Source organism: Actinomycetes bacterium (assembly GCA_024222295.1).
Lineage (GTDB): Bacteria > Actinomycetota > Acidimicrobiia > Acidimicrobiales > Microtrichaceae > JAAEPF01.
Genome location: JAAEPF010000024.1, coordinates 342518 through 364471 on the forward strand (window position 1 = coordinate 342518; position 21954 = coordinate 364471).

At 68.4% G+C, this 21954-nt stretch carries 20 protein-coding genes and 1 tRNA gene; 14 read left to right on the forward strand and 7 right to left on the reverse strand.

Going from position 1 to position 21954, the window contains the following annotated elements:
• Positions 1–38 precede the first annotated feature (38 nt).
• From GY812_09455 to GY812_09485, 7 genes are all read left to right on the forward strand, one after another.
• Entirely contained in the window at positions 39–1202 is a 1164-nt protein-coding gene (locus tag GY812_09455; GenBank protein ID MCP4435705.1) for a cytochrome P450, read from the forward strand.
• Positions 1203–1217: 15 nt separating this feature from the next.
• Positions 1218–1793 carry a nucleotidyltransferase family protein gene (locus tag GY812_09460; protein ID MCP4435706.1) on the forward strand — a complete coding sequence of 192 codons (576 nt, stop codon included), beginning with the start codon at positions 1218–1220 and terminating at the stop codon, positions 1791–1793.
• 75 nt (positions 1794–1868) lie between these two features.
• Positions 1869–2444 (forward strand): hypothetical protein, encoded by a 576-nt coding sequence (locus GY812_09465; protein ID MCP4435707.1) that lies wholly within the window; start codon positions 1869–1871, stop codon positions 2442–2444.
• Between the two features lie 76 nt (positions 2445–2520).
• Positions 2521–3231, forward strand: a complete 711-nt coding sequence (locus tag GY812_09470) for an SRPBCC family protein (protein MCP4435708.1) — start codon at positions 2521–2523, stop codon at positions 3229–3231.
• Positions 3232–3242: 11 nt separating this feature from the next.
• Positions 3243–3722, forward strand: coding sequence for a DUF501 domain-containing protein (locus tag GY812_09475; GenBank protein MCP4435709.1), 480 nt, complete (start codon positions 3243–3245; stop codon positions 3720–3722).
• Complete coding sequence (locus tag GY812_09480) at positions 3661–4638, forward strand: Ppx/GppA family phosphatase (protein ID MCP4435710.1); 978 nt, start codon at positions 3661–3663, stop codon at positions 4636–4638. The genes GY812_09475 and GY812_09480 overlap by 62 nt, the downstream gene beginning before the upstream one ends.
• Positions 4639–4709: 71 nt before the next feature.
• The gene (locus GY812_09485) at positions 4710–5273 is read left to right on the forward strand and encodes a GNAT family N-acetyltransferase (GenBank protein ID MCP4435711.1); all 564 of its coding nucleotides are present in this window, start codon (positions 4710–4712) and stop codon (positions 5271–5273) included.
• A gap of 2 nt (positions 5274–5275) precedes the next feature.
• Here GY812_09485 and GY812_09490 read toward each other — a convergent pair whose 3' ends face one another.
• On the reverse strand, positions 5276–6028 hold the full coding sequence (locus GY812_09490) for an enoyl-CoA hydratase (GenBank protein ID MCP4435712.1): 753 nt from the start codon (positions 6026–6028) through the stop codon (positions 5276–5278).
• A 28-nt stretch (positions 6029–6056) separates the two neighbouring features.
• Between GY812_09490 and GY812_09495 the strand changes: the two genes are divergently transcribed.
• Positions 6057–7301 carry a glycosyltransferase gene (locus tag GY812_09495; GenBank protein MCP4435713.1) on the forward strand — a complete coding sequence of 415 codons (1245 nt, stop codon included), beginning with the start codon at positions 6057–6059 and terminating at the stop codon, positions 7299–7301.
• Between the two features lies 1 nt (position 7302).
• On the opposite strand, the gene GY812_09500 is transcribed toward GY812_09495, so the two are convergent.
• From GY812_09500 to GY812_09510, 3 genes are all read right to left on the reverse strand, one after another.
• Positions 7303–8382: an NAD-dependent epimerase/dehydratase family protein gene (locus tag GY812_09500; GenBank protein MCP4435714.1), complete on the reverse strand. Its 1080-nt coding sequence runs from the start codon at positions 8380–8382 to the stop codon at positions 7303–7305.
• A complete protein-coding gene (locus GY812_09505; protein MCP4435715.1) occupies positions 8379–9338 on the reverse strand; it encodes an acyltransferase family protein in 960 nt (319 codons plus the stop codon). Before GY812_09505 ends, GY812_09500 begins: the two co-directional genes overlap by 4 nt.
• Before the next feature lie 75 nt (positions 9339–9413).
• Complete coding sequence (locus GY812_09510) at positions 9414–9971, reverse strand: glucosaminidase domain-containing protein (protein ID MCP4435716.1); 558 nt, start codon at positions 9969–9971, stop codon at positions 9414–9416.
• Positions 9972–10162: 191 nt separating this feature from the next.
• Here GY812_09510 and GY812_09515 point away from each other — a divergent pair, with 191 nt between their 5' ends.
• The 3 genes from GY812_09515 (at position 10163) to GY812_09525 (ending at position 11452) form a co-directional block, all read left to right on the forward strand.
• Positions 10163–10609 (forward strand): hypothetical protein, encoded by a 447-nt coding sequence (locus tag GY812_09515; protein MCP4435717.1) that lies wholly within the window; start codon positions 10163–10165, stop codon positions 10607–10609.
• Between the two features lie 149 nt (positions 10610–10758).
• Positions 10759–10849 (forward strand) — tRNA-Leu (locus tag GY812_09520).
• A 453-nt stretch (positions 10850–11302) separates the two neighbouring features.
• On the forward strand, positions 11303–11452 hold the full coding sequence (locus GY812_09525) for a hypothetical protein (protein MCP4435718.1): 150 nt from the start codon (positions 11303–11305) through the stop codon (positions 11450–11452).
• Positions 11453–11477: 25 nt separating this feature from the next.
• Here GY812_09525 and GY812_09530 read toward each other — a convergent pair whose 3' ends face one another.
• Together GY812_09530 and GY812_09535 are read right to left on the reverse strand one after the other, a co-directional pair.
• Positions 11478–12191 carry a hypothetical protein gene (locus tag GY812_09530; GenBank protein ID MCP4435719.1) on the reverse strand — a complete coding sequence of 238 codons (714 nt, stop codon included), beginning with the start codon at positions 12189–12191 and terminating at the stop codon, positions 11478–11480.
• Between the two features lie 42 nt (positions 12192–12233).
• Positions 12234–13283 carry a hypothetical protein gene (locus GY812_09535; GenBank protein ID MCP4435720.1) on the reverse strand — a complete coding sequence of 350 codons (1050 nt, stop codon included), beginning with the start codon at positions 13281–13283 and terminating at the stop codon, positions 12234–12236.
• Positions 13284–13434: 151 nt separating this feature from the next.
• Here GY812_09535 and GY812_09540 point away from each other — a divergent pair, with 151 nt between their 5' ends.
• Positions 13435–14553 (forward strand): hypothetical protein, encoded by a 1119-nt coding sequence (locus GY812_09540; GenBank protein ID MCP4435721.1) that lies wholly within the window; start codon positions 13435–13437, stop codon positions 14551–14553.
• A gap of 41 nt (positions 14554–14594) precedes the next feature.
• A complete protein-coding gene (locus tag GY812_09545) occupies positions 14595–15788 on the forward strand; it encodes an L-lactate dehydrogenase (GenBank protein MCP4435722.1) in 1194 nt (397 codons plus the stop codon).
• A gap of 4 nt (positions 15789–15792) precedes the next feature.
• Here the strand turns inward: GY812_09545 and GY812_09550 are convergent, their stop codons facing one another.
• On the reverse strand, positions 15793–17286 hold the full coding sequence (locus GY812_09550; GenBank protein ID MCP4435723.1) for a SulP family inorganic anion transporter: 1494 nt from the start codon (positions 17284–17286) through the stop codon (positions 15793–15795).
• Positions 17287–17490: 204 nt separating this feature from the next.
• Between GY812_09550 and GY812_09555 the strand changes: the two genes are divergently transcribed.
• Positions 17491–21870 carry a DEAD/DEAH box helicase gene (locus tag GY812_09555; GenBank protein ID MCP4435724.1) on the forward strand — a complete coding sequence of 1460 codons (4380 nt, stop codon included), beginning with the start codon at positions 17491–17493 and terminating at the stop codon, positions 21868–21870.
• Positions 21871–21954: the final 84 nt, after the last annotated feature.

Sequence of the window (21954 nt, forward strand, 5' to 3'; positions counted from 1 at the left end):
CCATCTGCGCGTCGCGGTCATAGCTACCATTCGGCCCCGTGAGTGAACGACCGACGGCTCGCGAGCTGACCGCCCCCGTATTCGACGGCGACACCCGCAACGACCCGCACCCGGCGTATGCGCGGCTGCGTGCCGAGGCGCCGGTGGTCTGGCACGAAGATCCCGGCATCTGGGTGCTGAGCCGCTACGCGGACGTGATCATGGTCAACAAGGACACGGCCACGTTCTCCTCCAAGGGCGGAATACTGCCGATGGAGATCGGCATCGAGTACCCGTCGCCGCCCACGATGATGCACACCGACCCTCCTGAGCACACACGGCTGCGCACCGCGGTGGCAGAAGGGTTCAGGCCCTCGCGGATCGCCGCACTGGAGCCAGATGTGAGCGACCACGTCGCGGGCCTGGTGGCGGCGCTTCCGACCGCCAAGCCGTTCGACGTGGTGGAGTCCTTGGCGGCCCCGCTGCCGCTGATGGTCATCTGCGATCTGCTCGGCCTTCCATCGAGCGACTGGCCTCTGTTCTGGCAGTGGTCCGATGCAGTGATCCCCGGTGCGGCGGACATGTCCGACCAGCGTCGTGGCGAGCTCAAGACGGCGCTCGAGGCACTGTTGCGCCGCCACATCGCGGCCTGCGAAGGGCTCGTGGCAGACCTGTGCGACCGCGGCCTCGACGACGAAGAGGTCTACATTCTGCTCAACCAGCTGCTGGTTGCGGGCAACGAGACCACTCGCAACCTCGTGTCTGCAGGCCTGCTGGCGCTCGCCGAGAACCACCAGGAGTGGGCGAAGCTGGTGGCGGACCCGGTTTTGATCCCGTCTGCGGTGGAGGAGTTGCTGCGCTGGACCACTCCGGTGGCGTCCTTCATGCGCACCGCCACCCGCGACGTCGAGATCGGAGGCCAGGCCGTGCATGCGGGTGACCCGGTACTCATGTTGTGGGCCTCGGCCAACCGCGACGAAGCGGAGTTCGGCGCCGATGCAGGCGAGCTGCACGTGGACCGCGACCCCAACCACCACCTCGCATTCGGCTTCGGGCCGCACTTCTGTGTGGGCGCGGCGCTCGCCCGCATGGAGGGGCGGCTGGTACTCGAAGCCCTCGTGGGGAGGTACGCGACGCTGGAACCAGCAGGCCAGGCCGTTCGGAGCCCGTCAACGGTGATCGCTGGGTTCCAGTCGGTGCCGCTGGTGGGATCTGCGGGCTGATCCGGGACGCGTGGGATGCCTGTCGCAGCGGTCGTCCTTGCAGCCGGGTCGGGGAGCCGGTTCAGCGGCTCCACCCACAAGCTGCGCGCCGAGGTCGACGGCCGGCCGCTCATCTGCACAGCGGTCGACGCGGCGCTCGAATCGGGCATCGGCCCCGTGATCGTTGTGACCGGAGCCGAGCCCCTCGGTGACTTGCTGGCGCCTTCGGTAATCGAGGTACACGCCGGGGACTGGTCGGCGGGGCAGTCACACTCCCTGGCTGCGGCGGTGGGCGCGGTCGAGGCCACGAGTGTTCAGGCCATCGTGGTGGGGCTCGGTGACATGCCGGGCGTGACGGCCGAATGCTGGCGTGCCGTGGCCGGCTCCGGGGCGCAGATCGGCGTGGCCACCTATGGCGGCCACCGGCGCCCGCCGGTCCGTATCGCACGTGAGTTGTGGCCGGAGCTGCCCGCGGCGGGTGATGAGGGCGCCAGGGCCCTGATGCGGCGCCGGCCCGACCTGGTGGTCGAGGTGCCCGTCGACGGCGACAGTCGTGACGTGGACACCGTGGATGACCTTCGCTCCGAGGCGGGACCGACCGGCGATCAGTGAGACAACTGCGCCTAGTGGTGGATTTCGACGGGTGAGTGCATATTTGCTTGGGGTTGGAGGAAGAAGGGAACCACCATGTCTGAACGAGCACTCCGAGCAGCAGAGCAGCACGGTCCGCCGAGGCACCTCGGCGATCCGACCGACCTTGCCGCGCTCGTGGGCGGCTCCGGCGACCATGGCCCTGCCGACGTGCCCGTCTGGGCTGCAACGGCTTCGATCGAGCTTCCACGCAGTGCCTTCGAGCGATTCGTGGTGGCGATTCCCCTGTTCCTGGTGGGTGCACTGGTGTTCATGTCCGGGATCGCCCAGCCAGTGTCTCTCGGGTTGGCGGTGTTCCTCTGGATCTGGGCCGTCGCCACGCTGGTGGTCGAACACGACTGGGACGGCCGCCACTTGCGCCTGAAGGTCTTCGGGCGCCCCTTCCGGCTCGTCAATGTCGACCCCGCAGCCGTTCTCTCCGTGCCGCGGATGAGCGGCCTGCTCGGCAGGTCGTTGGTGATAGCGGCGCCCGACATCGACGAACCCGTCGTGATGCGGGGCCGGTCTCTCGTCACCAGTGTCAGGGACACCATCGTTCCGCTGATCTGGGTGCCCGACCGCACGGCCCAGCTCTGGGCCGACCTGCTCGCGGTCGACTACGAGCGCTACTGAGCCCGGCACCGTCCAATCACCCGGCCACCGCGGCGGGTCGGAGCATCCCCCGGTAGAGTCGTGCGCTCGGAGGTAGATGGTGCAGCTCAGGAACTCGTTCACAGTGGATGTTGGCCTCGACCGGGCCTGGCAGGTCCTCACTGACGTGCCCGCCATAGCGCCCTGCCTGCCGGGAGCGCAGCTCAAGGAGGTCGACGGCGAGGAATACCTGGGCATCGTGAAGGTGAAGGTGGGCCCGATCGTCGCCCAGTACAAGGGCATGGCCACATTCGTGGAACAGAACGCGACCGATCACCGGATCGTGTTGCGCGCCGAAGGTCGCGAGACACGCGGCCAGGGCAACGCGACTGCGCTGATCACAGCCACGCTCCAGGAGCGTGGCGAGCAGACCGAGGTGGTGGTCGACACCGACCTCACGGTCACGGGCAAGGTTGCCCAGTTCGGGCGTGGAGTGATGGCCGACGTTTCCTCCAAGCTGATGGAACAGTTCGCCGACAACCTCGCCTCCACAGTGCTGGCGGCCCCCGATGATGCAGCCGGTGAGGACTCACCCGCCGGCACTCCAGGAGGTTCCGGCCAGAGCGACCAGTCGCGAAAGGACTCCGGTTCCGGGCAGTCCAATGGCACGGAGCCGGACCGCGACCCGCCGGTTGGGGCGGATCCCGAGCCGATCGACCTGCTCGGAACGGCTGGTGCCCCGGCTGCGCAGCGCCTGATCCCCGCGGTCATCGCGGCGGTGGTGGCGGTGCTTCTGGTCAGGTTCATCATGCGCCGCCGCCGCCGCTGAGCGGCATCGACGTGGGCGGCAGCACACAGCGCAGCAGAGCGGAGGACGTTGCTGCGGTCACGGAGTTGCTCGGCCGCGAGCCGAGGGCCGGTTTCGAGGTCGTGGTTCGCAACGACCAAGGTATGCCCGTGGTCATACGCAACCATCCGTTGCTCGACGACGGCACCCCGATGCCTACCCGCTTCTACCTGGTGGACCGCGAGCTCAACCGTCGCATAGGCACGATCGAGGCCGAGGGTGGTGTGCGGCGTTCCGAGGCGGAGGTCGGACTGGAAGCAATCGCGCGGACCCATGACCTGTACCGCGTGGAACGCGACGCACACATACCCGCCGACTGGAACGGCCCGAGGCCGGTCGGAGGCGTGGGAGGCACCCGCCAGGGCGTCAAGTGCCTCCACGCCCACTACGCGCACCACCTGGCCGGGGGCGATGATCCAGTCGGGCGCTGGGTGCAGCATCAGCTCGACCTTGGAGGCGCAGACCGTGACTGAGCCGCTGTGGGCAGCCGTGGACTGCGGTACCAACTCGACGCGGCTGCTCGTGTCCGACGGCTCCAATGCCCTCGAGCGGCAGATGGAGGTGACCCGGCTGGGCAAGGGCGTGGACGCCACGGGAGAACTGGCCGGTGAATCCGTGGCCCGCACGCTCGAGGTGCTCGCCGACTACAAGGAACGGATCGACCACCACGGTGTGCAGGGCGTGCGCATCGCCGCCACGTCTGCGTGCCGCGACGCCACGAACCGTGACGAATTCCTCGGCCCGGCCCGTGAACTGCTCGGTGTGGATGTGGAGCTCCTGAGCGGTGAGGAGGAGGCAGAGCTCTCGTTCTTCGGGGCAACGACCGGACTCGACCCGGTCGACGGCCCGTGGCTGGTCGTCGACATCGGGGGTGGCTCCACTGAGTTCGCGCTGGGTTCGGACCGGGTCGAAGCCGCAGCCTCGGTGCAGATGGGCTGCGTGCGTCTGACCGAGAAGTACCTGCATGGCGATCCGCCACGTCCTGAGGAACTGTCCAACTGCCTGGCCGAAGTCGAGTACTACCTCGACGGCGTGCTTCGCGAGAACCCGATGGTCACCGCTGCCAACCGCCTGGTCGGGCTGGCGGGAACGATCACGAATGCGGCTGCGATCGAGATCGGGCTGGCCGAGTACGACCCCGACGAGGTGCACCACTTCGAGCTGACCAAGGCGGCAGCCGAGGACGTGTTCCGCACCGTTGCCACGGAGCCGCTGGCAGACCGGGTCCACAACCCGGGCTTGGAACGACAGCGTGCGGATGTGATCGTTGGCGGAATGTGCGTACTCGTGGGGATCATGCGCAACTGGGGGTTCGACAGCTGTGTCGTGTCCGAGTCGGACATCCTCGATGGCCTCGTGCTGTCACAGGTCGACGGCCGGCGGCACTGATGCCCCTGCGCCGCCGGTCCCAGCCGACATCTCCCCCGACCGAGCCGGTCACAATCCGGGGGGGCCGAGTTGTGCTCCGGCCGCTGGCAGCCTCGGACTTCGAACAGTGGCGCGAGGTGCGCCGCCGCTGCGCCGACTGGCTCACCCAGTGGGAACCACGGCCGTCCCCCGGCCAGCCCGACACCGTGGAGGATCGCAACGCGTTCGCCTCCCGCTGCTCGGTGCGGCTGCGCGAGATCCAGCTGGGCACGGGGTTCGGCTTCGGCATCTTCGTGGATGGAGGCTTCCGCGGTGAGGTCAACCTCAACACGATCCACCGGGGGGCCCGCCAAAATGCCTACGTCGGCTACTGGATCGACGAAGCCGTGGCAGGGCAGGGCTACATGCCCGAGGCGGTGGTGGCCGTGCTGCAGTTCGCGTTCGAGCAACTGCACCTGCACCGGGTGCAGATCGCGATCGTGCCGCGCAACATGGCCAGCCGGCGCGTGGTCGAGAAGCTGGGCCTGCGCGACGAAGGCGTGGCGCTTCGCTACCTGCAGATCAACGGCGTGTGGGAGGACCACATCCGCTACGCCGTCACCTCCGAGGAGTGGGCCGAACACGGCGAGGCGATGGTCGCCGGCTGGCTGGGTTGAGCTCAGTCCGCGTTTATGCGGGCTCGCAGGTCGGCGAGTCGCTGGGAGAACTCGGGTGTGTCCATCGACGTGACCTGCTTGGCAAGCTCATGGTCCACTGCATCTGTGTGCCGATCGATGTCGGCCACCTCGCACAGCGTGGCCTTGGTGTCGACGATCAGTTTCCTCGGTGTGGACGTGGCCCGGGCCGCGACCATGAGCGCACGCTCCATCAGGGACTCGGCGGGCGCCGCCTCCCATGCCAGGCCCGCCTCGACGGCTTCCTCGGCGCCGAGGATCTGGCCGAACAGCACCATCGCTGCCGCGGTCTGTGGCCCGACGATCCGCCGGAGCATCCAGGTGTGGCCGCCGCCAGGGTGGATGCCGAGGTCGAGGAAGCGGCAGTCGAAGCGGGCGTCGGTACCGGCGATGCGCAGATCGCATGCGAGGGCGAGGTTGAGTCCGGCGCCCACAGCTGGTCCGTTGACCGCCGCGATGGTTGGAAGGCGGCTGGCGGCGACGGCGAGGAAGCCGTCGTAGATCGAGCGCAGGCCTTCCTCGCGCGAGTCACCCAGTTGGGTGAGGTCCGCGCCCGCACAGAACGCCTTGCCCGCACCGGTGACCACTACGACTGTCACATCCTCGTCGGCCTCCAGCACCGCCATGGTGTCGACAAGCTCCGCGCACAGGCCGAGCGACAGGGCGTTGCGCCGAGCGGGATCGTCGAGGGTGATGACGGCAACGCCGTCGTGTCGCTCGAGTCGAAGGTGTGCCAACTGGGGGCCTCCTGTACCGTCATTCGCCGTGAGAATCCTCGCGGTCGCCGAACTGTACCCATGGCCCGCTGTCGACGGTTACCGGCAGCGCCTGGAACACATGCTGGGCGGCCTCGCATCGGCGGGCACGGTGGACCTCTTCTCTCTCGCTCCCGTCGACGGTGCACCATCGCAGCCCCCTCCGATCGACGGGCTAGGTGAAGTGGTCACTTCCCCGACGGTGCATCTCCCCTCCGGCGAGTGGATGCGCACATGGGTCCGTTCCGACGCCCCGCGGAGGCTGCTCACCTTCGACTGGACCGAAGCCCGCCGCGAACTGGCCGCATGGGGCCCCGAGCCGGACGTGGTCTGGTATTCGCTGCTCGACACCTGGGTCGCCGTTGGCGACCTGTTCCCCCACGCGGCGTCCATCGTCGACTTCGACAACCTCGAGAACCTGCACATGAGGTTGCGTCGCCGGCGCCCACCGCGCTTCGCGCCCGGGTCCGCGGTCGCGGAGAAAGTGCGCGGCAGCGCCCGGTGGATGGCATCACGGTCCCTCGATGTGGTCGACGAACGTCGTTGGGACGCCGGGCAGCGCCGCTGCGCCGAGGAGGTCGACCGTGTGGTTGTGTGCTCCGAGCTCGACGTCGAACGCTCGGGGTGCGACAACGCGGTTGCGGTGCCCAACGGCGCGGACCGTCCCAGCGGGGTCGACACCGATCGAACCCAGCTGCGCGGCGATGTACCCACGATGCTGTTCGTCGGCGCGCTCGACTACGAGCCCAACAGGGAGGCGGTCGAGTGGATGGTGCGTGAGGTGCTCCCGCTGATCCGGCGCAGGCTCCCCGCCGCGGTGCTTCGGATCGTGGGTCGCGGCGCCGAACGAGTCGACTGGGTGGCGCCGGTTGCCGGTGTCGACCTCGTTGGCGAGGTCGATGAGATCCGACCCGAACTCGACCGGGCCGACGTGTCGGTGGTGCCGATCCGGGCCGGGGCTGGCACTCGCCTCAAGGTGGTCGAGGCGCTTGCACACCACATCCCGTTGGTGACCACCACGGTTGGCACCGAGGGAATCGACGTGGTCGACGCACAGCACGGCCAGATCGCGGACGACGAGCGCACCTTCGCCGATGCCTGCCTGCGGTTGCTCACCGACGGGGCCCTGCGCCAACAGATGGCGGACAGCGGTGCGGAACTGTTCGAGCAGCGCTACACGTGGGATGCGATCGGCCAACGCGTGGCCGAGCTCGCGCTCGAGGTCGGTGGCGAAGGCGACCGGCCCGCGAGCTGATTCAGTCAGAACCCGAGCGGGGGCGCACGACAGCGGGGGAGTGGCGGAAGAACTGCTCCACGTCTCGTTCGTAGCGGTAGGTCGTCGAACTGCCCACGACATCGCGCAGGCGGGTGGTCTCGACGAAGTCCCGCACGGCCTCGGCGGAGGTGTACTCGTACTCGAACCCGGCTGCCGTCAGCTTCGAGTTGTCGACACCGCGGCCGAAGCGCAGCAGGTCGAGGTACTCCTGGGGCAGATCGACCCCGAGCAGCTTCAGCGGTGAGGTCAGAAGGCCGGTACCCACGGGGAGGATCGGCACCGTGCGCTTGTGGCACATCGCAGCGACCTCGGACCAGGGCAGCAGGCCGTCGCCGGCCACGTTGTAGACGCCGGGTATCTCGTTGCGCAGGGCGAAGATCATCGCCCGCACGACGTCGTCTTCATGGACGAACTGGAAGCGCGGGTCGAACCCGAGGATGGATGGCACCACCGGCAGTCGCAGGACCCGGGTGAGCGGGGTCTCGATGTCGTCGCCGATCACGTTGGAGAACCGCAGCAGCGAGACGTTGATGTGCGGGTTGTCCTCCGCGAAGTCACTCACGTAACCCTCGACCGCTTCGAGGCTGCGCTCCACCGGGCGGCTGGCGGTGCGTGACCGGGGCGTGGTCTCGGTGAACCACACCGGGTCCTCCGGTGCGCAGCCGTAGATGACGGTGGACGACTTGACCAGCACGTTGCGCACGGTCGACTCGGCGCTGGACGCGGCCGCAAAGAGGTTCATCGTGCCGATCACGTTGATCTCGTGCATCTCCCGTTTCGACATCAGGGTGGGGTCGACCACGAGGAACGTGTGCACGATCGTGTCGACCTCGGTGGCCTTCACGATACGGGCGAGCGTGGAGTAGTTGGCATCGACGCGGACGTACTCGGTGCGTTCGAGCTCGACTGTGGGTTCGGTGGTGTCGAGCCCGACGATCACCTCGACCGACGGATCGGCTTCGAGCGCCTGGGCGGCCAGTCCGCCCCAGAAGGTGCCGAGTCCGGTAACGAGAACCCGCTTGGGTCCCCTCGATGCCGCGGTGCCGTTGGTGTCGCTCATCCGAACCACACCGACTCGCGGTTGCGGAGCATCTCGTACAGAGCCGACTGGATGTGGTCGCGGATCGCCTCTGACTCCTCCATCACCCTCGAGCGGCTGTAGCGCTCCTGGTCGGGTGGCACGTCGAAGTGGACCGGGTCGAGCACCTTGAGGGTGAACTTCGCGGGGAAGTAGCCCGCCACGCCGAGCGGGCCGAGGGCCAACATGTTGGCGGTCACCGGCGCGTAGGGGGCGCCGATCACCTTGGCCAGGCCCGGGATGTGCGCCAGGGTCGGCATGGCCTCCTCGGAGCCGACCACCGCGATGGGCACCACCGGGACTCCGGCGCGCATGGCGATCTCCACGAAGCCACCGCGGCCGAACCGACGTAGCTGGTAGCGCTCGTCGAAGGTCTTGGCGGGGCCTTTGGAGCCCTCGGGGAACACGAGCACGAGCTGGTCCTGGTCCTTCAGCAGGCGGTAGGCGTTGTCCGGGTGGGCGGGCAGCCCACCGAGGCGCGACCACAGGGTGCCGATCACTGGCATGGAGCGGAAGTAGTTGTCGGCGAGCCCGTAGACCGGGCGCTCGAGCTCGGTCTCGATGCCGTGCATGATCACCGGTGCGTCTGCGGGGATGGCGCCCGCATGGTTGGCCACGAGCAACGCCCCGCCGTCGGTGGGAATCTTCTCGAGGCCGTGCCAGTCTGCGCGGAACCACTTGCGGTACAGCGGGTCGTACATGCGCCTGGCGATGGCGCGCATGCTCTCGGAACGACCCCATTCGTCGACATCGGACAGCCTTGGATCGTCGGCGGGCCCGGGCTCTTCCTCGCGGGGCACGAGGATCAGTTCGCCACCGCGCTTGGGGGCGTCGGCGTCCAGCTGGACAGCTCGACCCGCAGCTGCGGGTCGGCCCTGGTCGGGCGCGTGCGCCTCATCTGGTGTTTCGGGGGGCGGGGCCCCTGAATCGGCGGCCATGACCGCAGCCTAGGTCCGTGCGGGCCGGGTGTCAGCATGCCGGTGCGCGTCGGGTCTGACGCCGGGGCGGCGCGCTCAGGGTGCGGCAGCGAAGGCGACCAGCTCGTCGTGGAGACGATGGATCTTCGACGAGTATCCGGGGTCGGTCGCCCAGATCCCGTTGCCGAAGTTGCCCCAGCTGGCGGCAGAACCCTTGTTGACGAGATCGAAGCGCGGATCGACCAGCGGGTTGCTCAGGGTCTGTCCGGTCACGCTGGGGTCGGCGTAGGCCCGCAGGTGCTGGATCTGGGCACGTACCCCGGCGCGTGCGTGGGGGAATGCTGCAGATGAGCCTCCGCCGTCGACTGCTCCGATTCCCGAGAAGTTGTTGTGGTGCATCGGCATGCGCGCGGAGAAGCGGAGCCAGCCGGTCTCGACCATTGCCTGCACGAACGCGAGGTCGCCGGCGACGCCTTCGGCGTTTCCTTCCTCGATGAACATGGCGGCGAGCTGTTCAACCGGAACCGATGCAGAGCCTCCGGAGCCCTTCGTGTGGAACCAGGTGGCCATGTCGGCGGCGGACACGGCGGACTGGCCCATGACCGGCTTGGAGGCGGGGGGCGCGCCGCATGCTGCGGTGCTGAGTGTGACCATGGCGGCGACGAGGAGGGCGGGACCACGAAACCTGCTGCGGTGAGTCCTGTTCGGATACATCCGATAATATTGCGGATTTGTTACAAACATTGCGATGGGATGATGTCCCAGTGTCATCTGAATGACGCTCAGGTCGCATGGGGCTTGCGCCGCCAGAAGGCGCTGTCACAGGGGGATGCGACGATTGGCCCATGTCGAGGCCGCAGCTCACCGTCGTCACAAGGGATCCATCCAATAGCCACCGCCGGGCCACTGCCGCCACGGCACTGGAGTTCTCCGAAACCGTGCGCACTGTCGTGGCCCTGTCGCGCAGGGGAAGGCTGGTGGTGCCGGTGTTTCGTTCCCCGCCTCGTGTTGAGGATGTCGACCGGACGATCCGGTGGCGCTCCGCCAGGTCGCCCGTGGTCGCCATCCGCCGGACGGGCCGCCCGCTTGCCGCCATCCAATCCGACGTGATCGAGGCCGTGGTGGTGGCCAACGACCTTCCGCGTGACCGCGCCGATCGCTTCCGGCACGCCGCATGGTCCGCGCTGCAGGGCACCGGTGGCTCACCGCAGCGCATGGCCCGGGTCGACACCGTGGGTGACCGCGACGAGCCCGCAGGTGGCGATGCTCCCGGCTCCGAGAGGGTGGCCTGACCGATTGACCTTCAGTTGCATCTGCCGGCACTCCTGTCGGTGCCTCGGTCCACGCGCTCCACGGCCATTGCGACCCATCGGCTCCACGACGCGGAAGGTCGTGGCTCTGCCCGTAGTTGCTGACAGGATGGGGCCAGGATTTCCGACCCGCCCGGGTGGCGTAACTGGCAGGCGCAGAGGGCTTAAACCCCTCGGACCCCCACAGGGGTCGTGTGAGTTCGAATCTCACCCCGGGCACCACACCCAGGCAGTCAGGCTTCGTGCGACGCAGAACTGAGGGGATCGCGCCAACGGTGGGCGCCTGCGCGGCAGGACGCAGTGCCCGGCCGAGCCGCCGCACCGGTGGCCGTAGGGCTGGCGGAGGATCCGTTCGGCCGGTTGGCGCTCGAGCTCGCAGGCACAGCATCCTGGGGCTCACCTCCGGCCGTATTCGGCCGATTCGGCCGATTCGGTCGCGATTCGGTCGTGAATTTCGTTGCCATCGGAGCGCGATGGCGCGGTGATGGCACCAGCACGCTGGCTTTCCCCGTCGGTGTGCTCCCATCCTCCGGCGAGGAGGGGCCAGCCGGAGCCTCCGGGCCGTCCGGTCGACGTAACACCACACGCGATCGGCCGGACGGCACCGGGGAGAATTCCCTGCGCACGGGGATCGAGAATCCGCGCCGGGGTGGCGACGGGAGAGGAGATCCATCGGTGTCCCAGGTGGCGGAGCTCAACCTCGCGGCTGACATCCTGGTGCCGGAGGCCTACTGGGGCCAGTCGGTCGACGGCCTGCATCCGCTGGACTTCACCCAGTTCGCCGCCTACCTCCAGGCCGAGCTGGTCGGCCTCGGGATTCTCTGAGCGAAGCTCGTCGGGGATTGCGCTACTAGACGCAGCCCTCGTCGTCTCCCCAGAACTCGGCCGAGCCGACCTTCACTTCGCTGACCAGGTCGTCGGTGAGTGTGTAGGTGATGGCACGGCTGTCGTCGCGGATCGCCGCGACGTCGGAGTATGAGCCCAGCAAGCCAGCGGTCGGTGCATCCCAACCATCGGCGCGGTCGACCACGAGGTCGCTGCCGTAGACGCGCTCCAGCGTGGCCAGGTCCGTGCCCACCCCGATCGCGGAGGGTGACCGGTATGCACTGGAGCGGGTTCTCACGTCGACGACCTCCCACGAGCCACCGGTGAGGGTGGCTGTGCCGAAGATGTTGCCGAAGTCCCAGTAGCCACATGGTGGGAACTCGCTGTCCACCTCGGACTCGGACAAGCCGTCACCGGGACCCATGCCTCCGATGCCCTCGAAGGCGATGAGGCTCGAGGTGGCGGCGGGCGCGGCGCTGGTGGGCAGCGGGTCTGTGGCCGGTGGGGCCTCGCTGCTCGAGGGCCCGTTGGCCGTTGTGGAGCTGCTGATGCCCGCGGTGGTTGTCGTGGGACTGGTCGTCGCCGCTGACTCGGCGGGCGAGTCATCGTCTGTGAAGAACATGAAGGCGGCGAGGCCAAAGCCCACGGCGGCGAGCACGATCGCCACCGGCAACGCCTTGCGCTCCCATCCGGAACCACGGGCGTCCGGCTGGGTCGGGGTCTCGCCGGCGCCGGTCATGTTTCCAGTGTGCGGTGGGTGGCCCCAGATGCGGTCAAAAGGTCACAGGGCGAGCATCTTCGGCATCGGCAGGTCCGTGGGCGAGAGGATTCCCGGCTGAGCAGCCACCACCGACGGGATCGCGTTGAGGGCCTTGGTTCCTGTGGCCCATGCACCTGTGAAACCGGGGGAGTCGTACAGCTCGTGGGTGATCCGGCTGCCCGGTACGCCGCGCACATCCACGTCGATCCAGCCGTGGCGGGGGCCGTCGGCCAGCCATGAGTCGCGCACGTAGTCGGTGCCGAGGAGGAATCGGATCTCCATCGATGCCACGGGGCGACCGCGGTCGGTGGTGGAGGCAGTGAGCAGGAGTCCGGCCATCGTGCCCTTGCGCACCTCGATCTTGCCGTCGTAGTCCTTCGTGGCCGGCTCGAACTCGTAGGTGAACGAAGTGTCGTCGTGGGCGAGCCCGAGTTCCTCGCACAGCAGGTCGGTGATCTCGTGCAGCGTGCGGGCGAACACCGAGTAGACGCCGCTCGGTCCCTCTGAGAGTTCGTCCTCGGTGCGGCCGAAGCCGAACATCTCGAGGAACACCGCGCTGAGTGTGTCCTGGGGCTCACAGGTCCTGATGTGCACGGAGTCGATCTCGGAACAGATCGATGACGCAAGCAGCGCGAGCTCGTAGCTGAAGCCTGGGTTGAGGCCCGTGCCGTACAACGAGGCTTTCCCGTCATGGCATGCCCTCACCAGTTCGGGGTGGCTCGAGCGCTTGTCGGGGTGCCAACCCGCCATGATGCTGATCACGTCCTTTCCCGCATCCAGCATCGTGATGACCTCGTCGTAGCGTTCCATCGGCGGGTTGTAGAGCACCACGTCGGCATCGAGGGCGAGGGCTTCGGCGCCGTCGGTGGTGGCGACCACGCCGATCGGATCGATCCCCGCGATCTCCCCGGCGTCGAGCCCGGCCTTCTCCTCGTGGTGCACCACGGCACCGACGAGCTCGAGCCAGGGGCACTGTGAGATCGTGCGGATCTGGTGGCAGGCGATGTCGCCCGTGTACCACTGGATGACCCTGATGGGCTCCTGGCGGTCTGTGTCGTCACCTCTTGACATGGGTCCCCCTGGAGTGCTCAACGCATCCTCGCGTAGGTCGGTGCCCCGCTGGCGCGCCGGAACGGTGTTCCGGTACTTTCTGTGGTCACGGCAGCGCTGAGCGGCGCGGTTCGATTGGGGATGCGAGGGCGAGATGACTGGGCGACCTGGGATGACTGGATCGAGCCGAGGGCGGCTGCGCGGAGCTCTCGTGGCCACTGCCGCGGCTGCCGTCGCAACACTGCTCGGCACCGCCTGTGCGCCCGAGGTGCCGACAGACCCACCGCCACCGGCGGCCGAGGGCCATGTCGGCCAACGGCGGGTGTCGGTCACCCTCGCCGGCGGTGCCGCGTACTCGGTGACCGCCATCGTCGACTCGGGGCGCCTCGTCAGCCGGTGGAACGGTGCCGAGGTGGAGACCCTGTCGGGCACGGTCGAGTTCACCGGCTCCGGCGGGCCGGCCACTGCGACCTTCGACCTGACACGAACCGGTTCCGCCTATGACGGCACGGTGCAGGTGACCGACGCCGGCGCAGGCGTGGACGAGACCATCACGCACACCCAGGTGTCGATCGACTTCAACGGCGACGGTGACGCCCAGGCAGTCGCAAGTGACTCGGGCACCCAGCTCAACTGGCGTACCGACACGCTCCAGGCCGATGGCCTCGTGCCGGCGCTGGATGCGCTCACGGCGCTGGAGGCCGACTTCTGCACGGACGCCCAGCGCAGCCTCGTGGGTGTCGACGAAGTTGCCCTGCCGACCGTCGTGGAGACCAACCACACCGACCGCGACGCCTTTGTGGCATCGAAGGTCGACTACGGGCCACTCGGGGTACATGGATGGAGCGACCCCGACATGGCCACGACCGCCGCAGGTGAGACGGTGGCGATCAGCCACCGCATCAGCTGCAAGACCTCGAGCTCCGACAAGCTCGACTCGCTCGGCATCGTGACCTCCCCCGACCTGGAGTGCTCGACGCTCACAGCCGGGTCGATCGCCGCCGCCCGCGCCGAGATGACCCAGGCCGAGCGCGACGCCTACGACGCGACGGGTCGCCAGGTCAGCCTGGAGCCCGACCTGCTCGCCCCTGCAGGCCCGGTCTGGCTGGCTCCGTTCGCCGACGAGGTCGTCAACGGCGACCTCGAGGTCACCGCAGCGGCGCTGCGTGTCGACTGGACGGACCCCAACTACTTCGTGCTGCCGGAGAGCTTCCGCGGCGTGCACTACTGCACGGTGTGGTCCCCCGCATGGGCTTACTGGTGGATGACCGTCGGAGCATTCGCCCCCTGAAATCGGGGACCCTGCCACGGGCCGGTCGCTAGATTCCGCCCATGACTCGGACGACAGGGATATCGCTGTTCGGTGACCGACCGCTGGGCCTTGCCGCGGCCTCCGTGCGTGACCACCGTGAACTGGCACGGCGGCGGCTCCCGCGTCAGCTGTTCGACTACATCGACGGTGGCGCCTATGAAGAAGCCACGATGCGGGCCAACGAGTCGCAGCTGCGATCCATCCGCCTGCGCCAGCGGGTGATGCGCGACGTGTCGGAGCTCAACACGTCCACAGAGGTGTTCGGCTCGCAGCTGCGGGTGCCCGTGGCGCTGGGCCCGGTCGGGCTGGGCGGCATGTTAGCGCGGCGAGCGGAGGTCCAGGCCGCGCAGGCGGCCGAGGCCTTCGGTGTGCCGTTCTGTGAATCGACCGTGTCGATCTGTTCTATGGAGGAGGTGGCCCGCGAGACCAGCCGGCCTTTCTGGTACCAGCTCTACGTGATGAAGGACCGCTCCTTCGCAGAGGACCTGATGGCCCGTGCCGCTGCGGTCGGCTGCGAATTGCTGGTGCTGACCGTCGACTTCCCCGTGGTGGGGGAGCGCTACCGCGACGCGCGCAACGGCATGACCGTGCCGGTCGGGCCGGCGGGCCGGATCGCCAGGGCGGTGGACCTCGGCCGCCACGTGGGCTGGGTCCGGGATGTGGGCCTCGGCGGGCGGCCGCTCACATTCGGCAACCTCGAGGATGCCGTGCCGGGTGCCAGCAGCCCCGAGGACTTCAAGGGGTGGGTCGACTCGCAGTTCGACGCCTCGGTCAGCTGGGATGACCTGGCCTGGGTCCGCCAGCACTGGGACGGGCCGGTGGTGATCAAGGGTGTGCTCGATCCAGAGGACGCCGCGACCGCCGTCGGCATCGGGGTCGACGGGGTGGTTGTGTCCAACCACGGCGGACGTCAACTCGACGACACCGTCTCGACCATCGAGGCGCTACCGGCCGTCGTTGACGCGGTCGGCGACGATGCCACCGTGCTGTTCGACGGAGGCATCCGGTCGGGGCTCGACGTGCTGAAGGCGCTCGCACTGGGCGCCCAGGCGGTGCTGCTCGGCCGCGCATGGGCCTGGGCAGTGGCCGGTGGTGGCCGCGAGGGCGTGGCCCACGTGCTCGACACGATCGAGGCCGAACTCCGGGTGGCGATGGCGCTCTGCGGCGCCACCGACGTGAACTCGCTCGACCCGTCGATACTGGTCGAGCGCTGAGGGGTCAGTGACCGTTGGTCAGATGTCCTGACAGGCGGTCGTGGATGGCCGAGCTCTCGCGGTTGAGGCCCACCACCTCGGCGTGGGTGCCATGTCTGGCGAACTTGGCCACGATCGTGTCGAGCACCACGACCGCGGAGCTGTCCCAGATGTGTGCCTCGGAGAGGTCGATCACCACGTCGGGTGTTTCCTCGAAGTAGTCGAATGCATGCACGAGCTCGTTGGTCGAGGCGAAGAACAACTCGCCGGTGACGTGGTAGATGCGCGTGGGGCCGTCGGGGTCGACGATGTCGGTGACCTCGACCAGGTGTGCCACGCGGCGTGCGAAGAACACGGCGGAGAGCAACACGCCGGCGAGCACGCCGAGCGCCAGGTTGTGGGTGATCACCACGATGGCGACCGTGACGACCATCACCGCAGTCTCGCTTCGCGGTGCGCGGCGCAAGGTGGCCGGCGTGATGCTCTTCCAGTCGAAGGTGCTCACGGCGACCACGACCATGACGGCGACGAGTGCCGCCATGGGGATCGCGGCCACCACCGGCCCTGCCAGCAGGATCATCACGAGCAGGAACACGCCGGCAGCAAGTGTGGACAGCCTGGTGCGGCCACCGCTGCGGTGGTTGATCATCGACTGGCCGATCATGGCGCAGCCGGCCATGCCACCCAGAAAGCCGGTGATGACGTTGGCGATGCCCTGTCCGCGGGCTTCGCGGTCGTTGTCGGAGTTCTCGTCGGTCATGTCATCCATCAGCTGTGCGGTGAGCAGCGACTCGAGCAGTCCCACGACGGCCAGCGTGAACGCGACCGGCAGGATGATGCCAAGTGTCTCGAGCGAGAACGGCACATTGGGCAACGCCAGTGAAGGCAGTGAGCCCGGTAGCTCACCCATGTCGCCGACGGTCGGCACGACGACGCCGAACACAGCGCCTCCGATGCCGACCACGCCGATCGCCACGAGCGGCGAGGGAACAGCCGATGTGACCTTGGGGAGGAGGTAGATGATGGCGATGCCGACGGCCACCATCGCGTAGACGGCGATTCCCCCGCCCACCACGTGCTCGAGCTGGGCCGTGAAGATCAAGATGGCGAGGGAATTCACGAATCCGGTCATCACCGAGCGGGGGATGAACCGCATCAGGCGGCCGACCCCGAGCGCCCCGAAGGCCAACTGGAGTGCTCCGGCGAGGATGGTTGCCGCGAACAGGTACTCGACTCCGTGATCGCGCACGAGAGGCACCATCACCAGGGCCATCGCACCCGTGGCTGCGGAGATCATGGCCCTGCGACCGCCTGCGAAGGCGATGATGATGGCGATCGAGAACGACGCGTACAGGCCCACCTTCGGGTCGACCCCGGCGATGATCGAAAAGGAGATGGCCTCGGGGATCAGCGCGAGGGCTACGACGAGGCCTGCGAGCAGGTCCGAGCGGGTGTTGGAGAACCACTCGGAGCGCAGGCGTTGCGCGTCGGGGCGTGGCAAGGCAGTCGCGATCGACATTCGGATCTTTCGTAGGGGGCTCGGACGCACAGCCGCGCGGCGAGCCGGGGGATTTCGGGGGGTCCACGCACGGAACGGTCGTGGCAACAGCGCCGAGAGTACCGACCGTCGCTGTCGGTGGCCTCATCGGCGCGCCGCGTGTGCGGGGCGGTCATCGGTCGGGGGGCGCCTGTCACAGAGTCGTCGTAGGTTGTGGACGACGCCATGGCCTTGCTCGATTCACACCCCGAACCCACCCAGCCCCGGCCGACTCCGTGCCCCGGCACTCCATGCACCGACACTCCATGCACCGACACGCACGGAGTGCCGGTGCTCTTCGATCCCGTGGAGGGCTCCGGTGCCACCCTGCGGCGCGACCTTGTGCCGGGGGTGGCGTTGCACCCAGCCGTTGCCCGCTGGTTCGAGACCCGGTTCCCCCAGGGGCCATCTGAGCCTCAGCGCCAGGGCTGGCCGTTGCTCGCCGCCGGCAAGTCCACACTGATCGCTGCACCGACCGGGTCGGGCAAGACGCTGGCCGGGTTCCTCATGTGCATCAACGGCCTCTACCTGGACCACCTGGCGGACAGGTCCACCGCAGGAGCGCAGGTCGCGTACGTGTCGCCGCTCAAGGCGTTGGCGGTGGACATCGCGCAGAACCTCACCAAGCCGCTCGAGGAGATCGAGTCGATCGCCACATCCATGGGCCTCGGAGCGCCCAGTCTCACCGTGGGTGTGCGCACCGGGGACACCACCGCCTCGGAGCGGGCCTCGATGGTGCGCAACCCGCCCACCTTCGTGGTCACCACGCCCGAGTCGCTCTACCTGATGGTCACCGCTGCCAAGAGCAGGGCGACCCTCAAGGGGATCGGCACGGTCATCGTCGATGAGATCCACGCCCTCGCGCGCGACAAGCGGGGCGCCCACCTTGCTCTGACTCTCGAGCGCCTCGAGCACGTCTGCGACGAGTCACCGGTGCGGGTGGGTCTGTCTGCAACCCAGAAGCCGATCGAAACGGTGGCCGGCCTTCTCGTCGGCAACCGCACCGCGGTCGATGGTCGCCCGGCCGCCGAGATCGTGGATTCCGGCCACCAACGCCACCTCGACCTGGCACTCGAGTTGCCGGCCGGCGAACTCGAGGCGCTCATCTCGGCTGCGCAGATGGACAGCGTGCTCGACCGGATCGCACAGCTCGTTGTCGACCGTCGCACCACGATCGTGTTCGTCAACACCCGCAAGATGTCCGAGCGGCTCGCCCACCAACTCGGTGAGCGCCTTGGCGACGATGTGGTGGCGGCACACCACGGATCATTGAGCAGGGAGCGACGCCACCGGGTGGAGACCCGTCTTCGTGCCGGGGAACTCAAGGCGCTTGTGGCCACCGCCTCCCTCGAGCTGGGGATCGACATCGGACCGGTGGAACTGGTTTGCCAGATCGGCTCCCCCCGCTCCATTGCCACTTTCCTGCAGCGTGTCGGCCGGTCAAACCACACCCGGGCCGGCACGCCGACCGGCCGCCTGTTCCCGCTCACGCGTGACGAGCTCGTGGAGTCGACCGCGCTGCTGGCTGCTGTGCGCGCCGGTCGCCTCGACTCTGTGCAACCACCCGTGGCACCGCTGGACATACTCGCGCAGCAGATCGTGGCCGAGACCGCTGCCGCGCAGTGGTCCACCGACGCGCTGTTCGGGTTGTTCCGCCGGGCACACCACTACCGCGACCTCACCCGCGAGCAGTTCGACGAAGTGCTCGAGCTGACCAGCAAGGGGGTGCAGACCGGTCGCGGTCGGCGTGCCGCATGGGTGCACCACGATGGGGTCAACGCCGAGGCCAGGGGCCGCAAGGGGGCCCGTCTCGCAGCTCTCACCTCGGGCGGGGCCATTCCCGAGCTCGGTGACTACCGGGTTGTGCTCGAGCCCGAGGAGACCTTCATCGGCACGGTCAACGAAGACTGGGCCACCGAGTCCATGGCCGGCGACATCTTCTTGCTGGGCACCCATGCCTGGCAGATACGCCAGGTCACAGCAGGCCAGGTCCGTGTGGTCGACGCGGGCGGCAAGCCGCCCACGATCCCGTTCTGGCTGGGCGAAGCGCCGGCGCGCACGGTCGAGCTGTCAGCCGAGGTGTCCGCTCTGCGCGCGGGTGTCGAGGGCCGTCTGCACGCGGGCGACCCGGCAGGCGCGCTCGCATGGGTGCGCGAGGTGTCGGGAGTGCACCTGGAGGCCGCTGAGACCGTGGTCGACTACCTGGTGGCGGGGCGGGCATCGCTGGGCCTGCTGCCCACCCAACAGGACCTGGTCTTCGAACGGTTCTTCGACGAGAGCGGCGGTATGCAACTCGTGATCCACTCGCCCTGGGGTGGGCGTATCAATCGTGCCATGGGCTACGCCCTGCGCAAGAAGTTCTGCCGCACCTTCAACTTCGAGCTGCAGGCGTCCGCCAACGACGACACGGTTGTCATCTCGCTGGGGCCACACCACAGCTTCCCGCTGTCCGACGTGCCGCGGTTCATCAACCCGCACAACATCCGCGAGACACTCACCCAGGCGATCCTCGACCAGCCGGTGTTCCAGTCGCGTTGGCGATGGAACCTCAACCGGGCGCTGATCGTGCTGCGCTTCCGCGGGGGCAGGAAGAACCCGCCACCCATCCAGCGCATGGAGTCAGATGACCTGATGGCGGCGCTGTTCCCCGGAGCGGCTGCGTGCCAGGAGAACATCACCGGCCCGATCGAGGTGCCGGACCATCCTGTCGTGCGCCAGACCGTGCACGACACGCTCACCGAGGCGCTCGATGTCGACGGCCTGATCGAATTGTGGGAGCTGATCGGCAGCGACTCGGTGAGGATTCACTACCGCGACACAACAGAGCCGTCGCTGCTGGCGCACGAGATCCTCACCGCGATGCCGTATGCATTCCTCGACGACGGCGAAGCGGTGGACCGGCGCACCAATGCGGTTCCGCTGAAACGGGGACTCCCGGTCGAACCCCGGGAGTTGGGCCGGCTGCTCCCCGAGTCGATACGACGGGTGCAGCAGGAGACCGCACCCCACCCCGAGAGTCCCGACGAGCTTCACGACCTGTTGTCGGCGCTCGTGTTCACGAGCGCCCGCCCGCAGTGGCAGGTGTTGTTCGATCAGCTCCGCGATCGCGGTCGGGCGGTGGCCCGGCGCGATGACCGCGGTGAGCGCTGGCACCCCGCCGAGGCGAGCGAGGCCGTTGATGCGCTGCTCGGAGTGGACGGTTCGGATGCGTCCCTCGCCGACGCAGCCGTGGTCGACCTGGTGAGGGGCCACCTCGAGCTGCACAGCCCTGCCACCGTGGCCGACCTCGCCGCGCTCACCGGCATGGCGGCGTCGTCGGTGAGCATCGGCCTGGCAGCACTTGAGGGCACCGGGTTCGCGATCCAGGGCTCCTTCACCGGCACCGACCTGCCCGAGCCCGAGTGGTGCTCGCGACGGTTGCTGACGCGTATGCACAGCTACTCGCGCACCACTCGACGCCGCGAGATCGAACCGGTGTCCCCCGACCAGCTCGTGCGCTTCTGGTTGCGGTGGCAGCACGTGGCGCCGGGCAGCCGGGTGCGTGGCCGCGCGGGGCTGTCGGTCGTGCTCGGCCAGTTGCAGGGGGCCTCCGCCGCAGTCGCCGCGTGGGAGCCCGACGTACTGGCAGCGCGTATCGAGGACTACGACCCGCGATGGCTCGACGAGCTCTGCCTCGAAGGTGAGCTTCGCTGGCTGCGCCTCCAGCCGCCCGCCCAGTCCGACCCCGACAAGCGTGCCAGCGCGCCATCCCGGGCCACACCGGTTTCCCTCGTGTACCGCGAGGACCTGCGCTGGCTGCTTGCAGCATCGCGGGGCCCCGACGCCGAGCCGACCCCATCCAGGGGAGCGGTGGCCGAGGTGGTCGACGCCATCCGGTCACACGGCGCATGTTTCGCGGGTGAGCTGGTGGAGCTCACCGGCCGCATGCCGACCGAGGTCGAGGCGGCGCTGTGGGAAGCGGTCGCCCGCGGCCTGGTCACCAGCGACGGGTTCTCGGCCATCCGCGCACTGTCGGAGGGCCGGCCCCGCCAGAGCCGCAACGCACCCAGGATGAGCCGCCTGCGCAAGGGCGGCCGGGTGAAGGGCAGGGCAGCAGGCCGTTGGTCGCTCGTGGGCGACCCTCTGGCGGTGCGAGGTTGGTACGGCGCCGACACCCCCGTCGGCAGAGCATCGGAATGCGAGGAGGCATGCAGCGGCGATGCGGCGATCGACCGCGAGGAGCTGGCGGAGGCGATGGCTGAGCAGTTGCTGGCCCGCTGGGGCGTGGTGTTCTACGACATCGCCGCCCACGAAAGTGCGGCGATGCGCTGGCGCGACATCCAGTGGGCGCTGCGACGGATGGAGGACCGGGGTCAGATCCGCGGCGGGCGTTTCGTCAACGGGTTCAGCGGGGAGCAGTTCGCCCACCCCGAGGCGCTCGAAGGACTCAAGGCCGTTCGCAGGCTCGAACCATCGAACCGCACCGTGAAGGTGAGCGGCGCTGATCCCCTCAACGTCACCGGCGTGATCCTGCCCGGTGACCGGGTACCCGCCCGCCGCACGGAATCGGTCGAACTGCCCGTATAGACGCATTCATCCGCATGTCTGCATAAGGTGGTGATCCCTGTTCCTAGCCCATCTGTCGGAGACTGCTATCTCCCAACAGAAAGA

Excerpts from the sequence above, each read along its gene's own strand:
- GY812_09555 (MCP4435724.1), top strand. The coding sequence starts at position 17,491 with ATGGCCTTGCTCGATTCACACCCCGAACCCACCCAGCCCCGGCCGACT.
- GY812_09500 (MCP4435714.1), bottom strand. The coding sequence starts at position 8,382 with ATGAGCGACACCAACGGCACCGCGGCATCGAGGGGACCCAAGCGGGTT.
- GY812_09540 (MCP4435721.1), top strand. The coding sequence starts at position 13,435 with ATGACTGGATCGAGCCGAGGGCGGCTGCGCGGAGCTCTCGTGGCCACT.
- GY812_09550 (MCP4435723.1), bottom strand. The coding sequence starts at position 17,286 with ATGTCGATCGCGACTGCCTTGCCACGCCCCGACGCGCAACGCCTGCGC.
- GY812_09515 (MCP4435717.1), top strand. The coding sequence starts at position 10,163 with ATGTCGAGGCCGCAGCTCACCGTCGTCACAAGGGATCCATCCAATAGC.
- GY812_09470 (MCP4435708.1), top strand. The coding sequence starts at position 2,521 with ATGGTGCAGCTCAGGAACTCGTTCACAGTGGATGTTGGCCTCGACCGG.
- GY812_09530 (MCP4435719.1), bottom strand. The coding sequence starts at position 12,191 with ATGACCGGCGCCGGCGAGACCCCGACCCAGCCGGACGCCCGTGGTTCC.
- GY812_09545 (MCP4435722.1), top strand. The coding sequence starts at position 14,595 with ATGACTCGGACGACAGGGATATCGCTGTTCGGTGACCGACCGCTGGGC.
- GY812_09465 (MCP4435707.1), top strand. The coding sequence starts at position 1,869 with ATGTCTGAACGAGCACTCCGAGCAGCAGAGCAGCACGGTCCGCCGAGG.
- GY812_09480 (MCP4435710.1), top strand. The coding sequence starts at position 3,661 with ATGATCCAGTCGGGCGCTGGGTGCAGCATCAGCTCGACCTTGGAGGCG.
- GY812_09535 (MCP4435720.1), bottom strand. The coding sequence starts at position 13,283 with ATGTCAAGAGGTGACGACACAGACCGCCAGGAGCCCATCAGGGTCATC.
- GY812_09510 (MCP4435716.1), bottom strand. The coding sequence starts at position 9,971 with ATGGTCACACTCAGCACCGCAGCATGCGGCGCGCCCCCCGCCTCCAAG.
- GY812_09460 (MCP4435706.1), top strand. The coding sequence starts at position 1,218 with ATGCCTGTCGCAGCGGTCGTCCTTGCAGCCGGGTCGGGGAGCCGGTTC.
- GY812_09505 (MCP4435715.1), bottom strand. The coding sequence starts at position 9,338 with ATGGCCGCCGATTCAGGGGCCCCGCCCCCCGAAACACCAGATGAGGCG.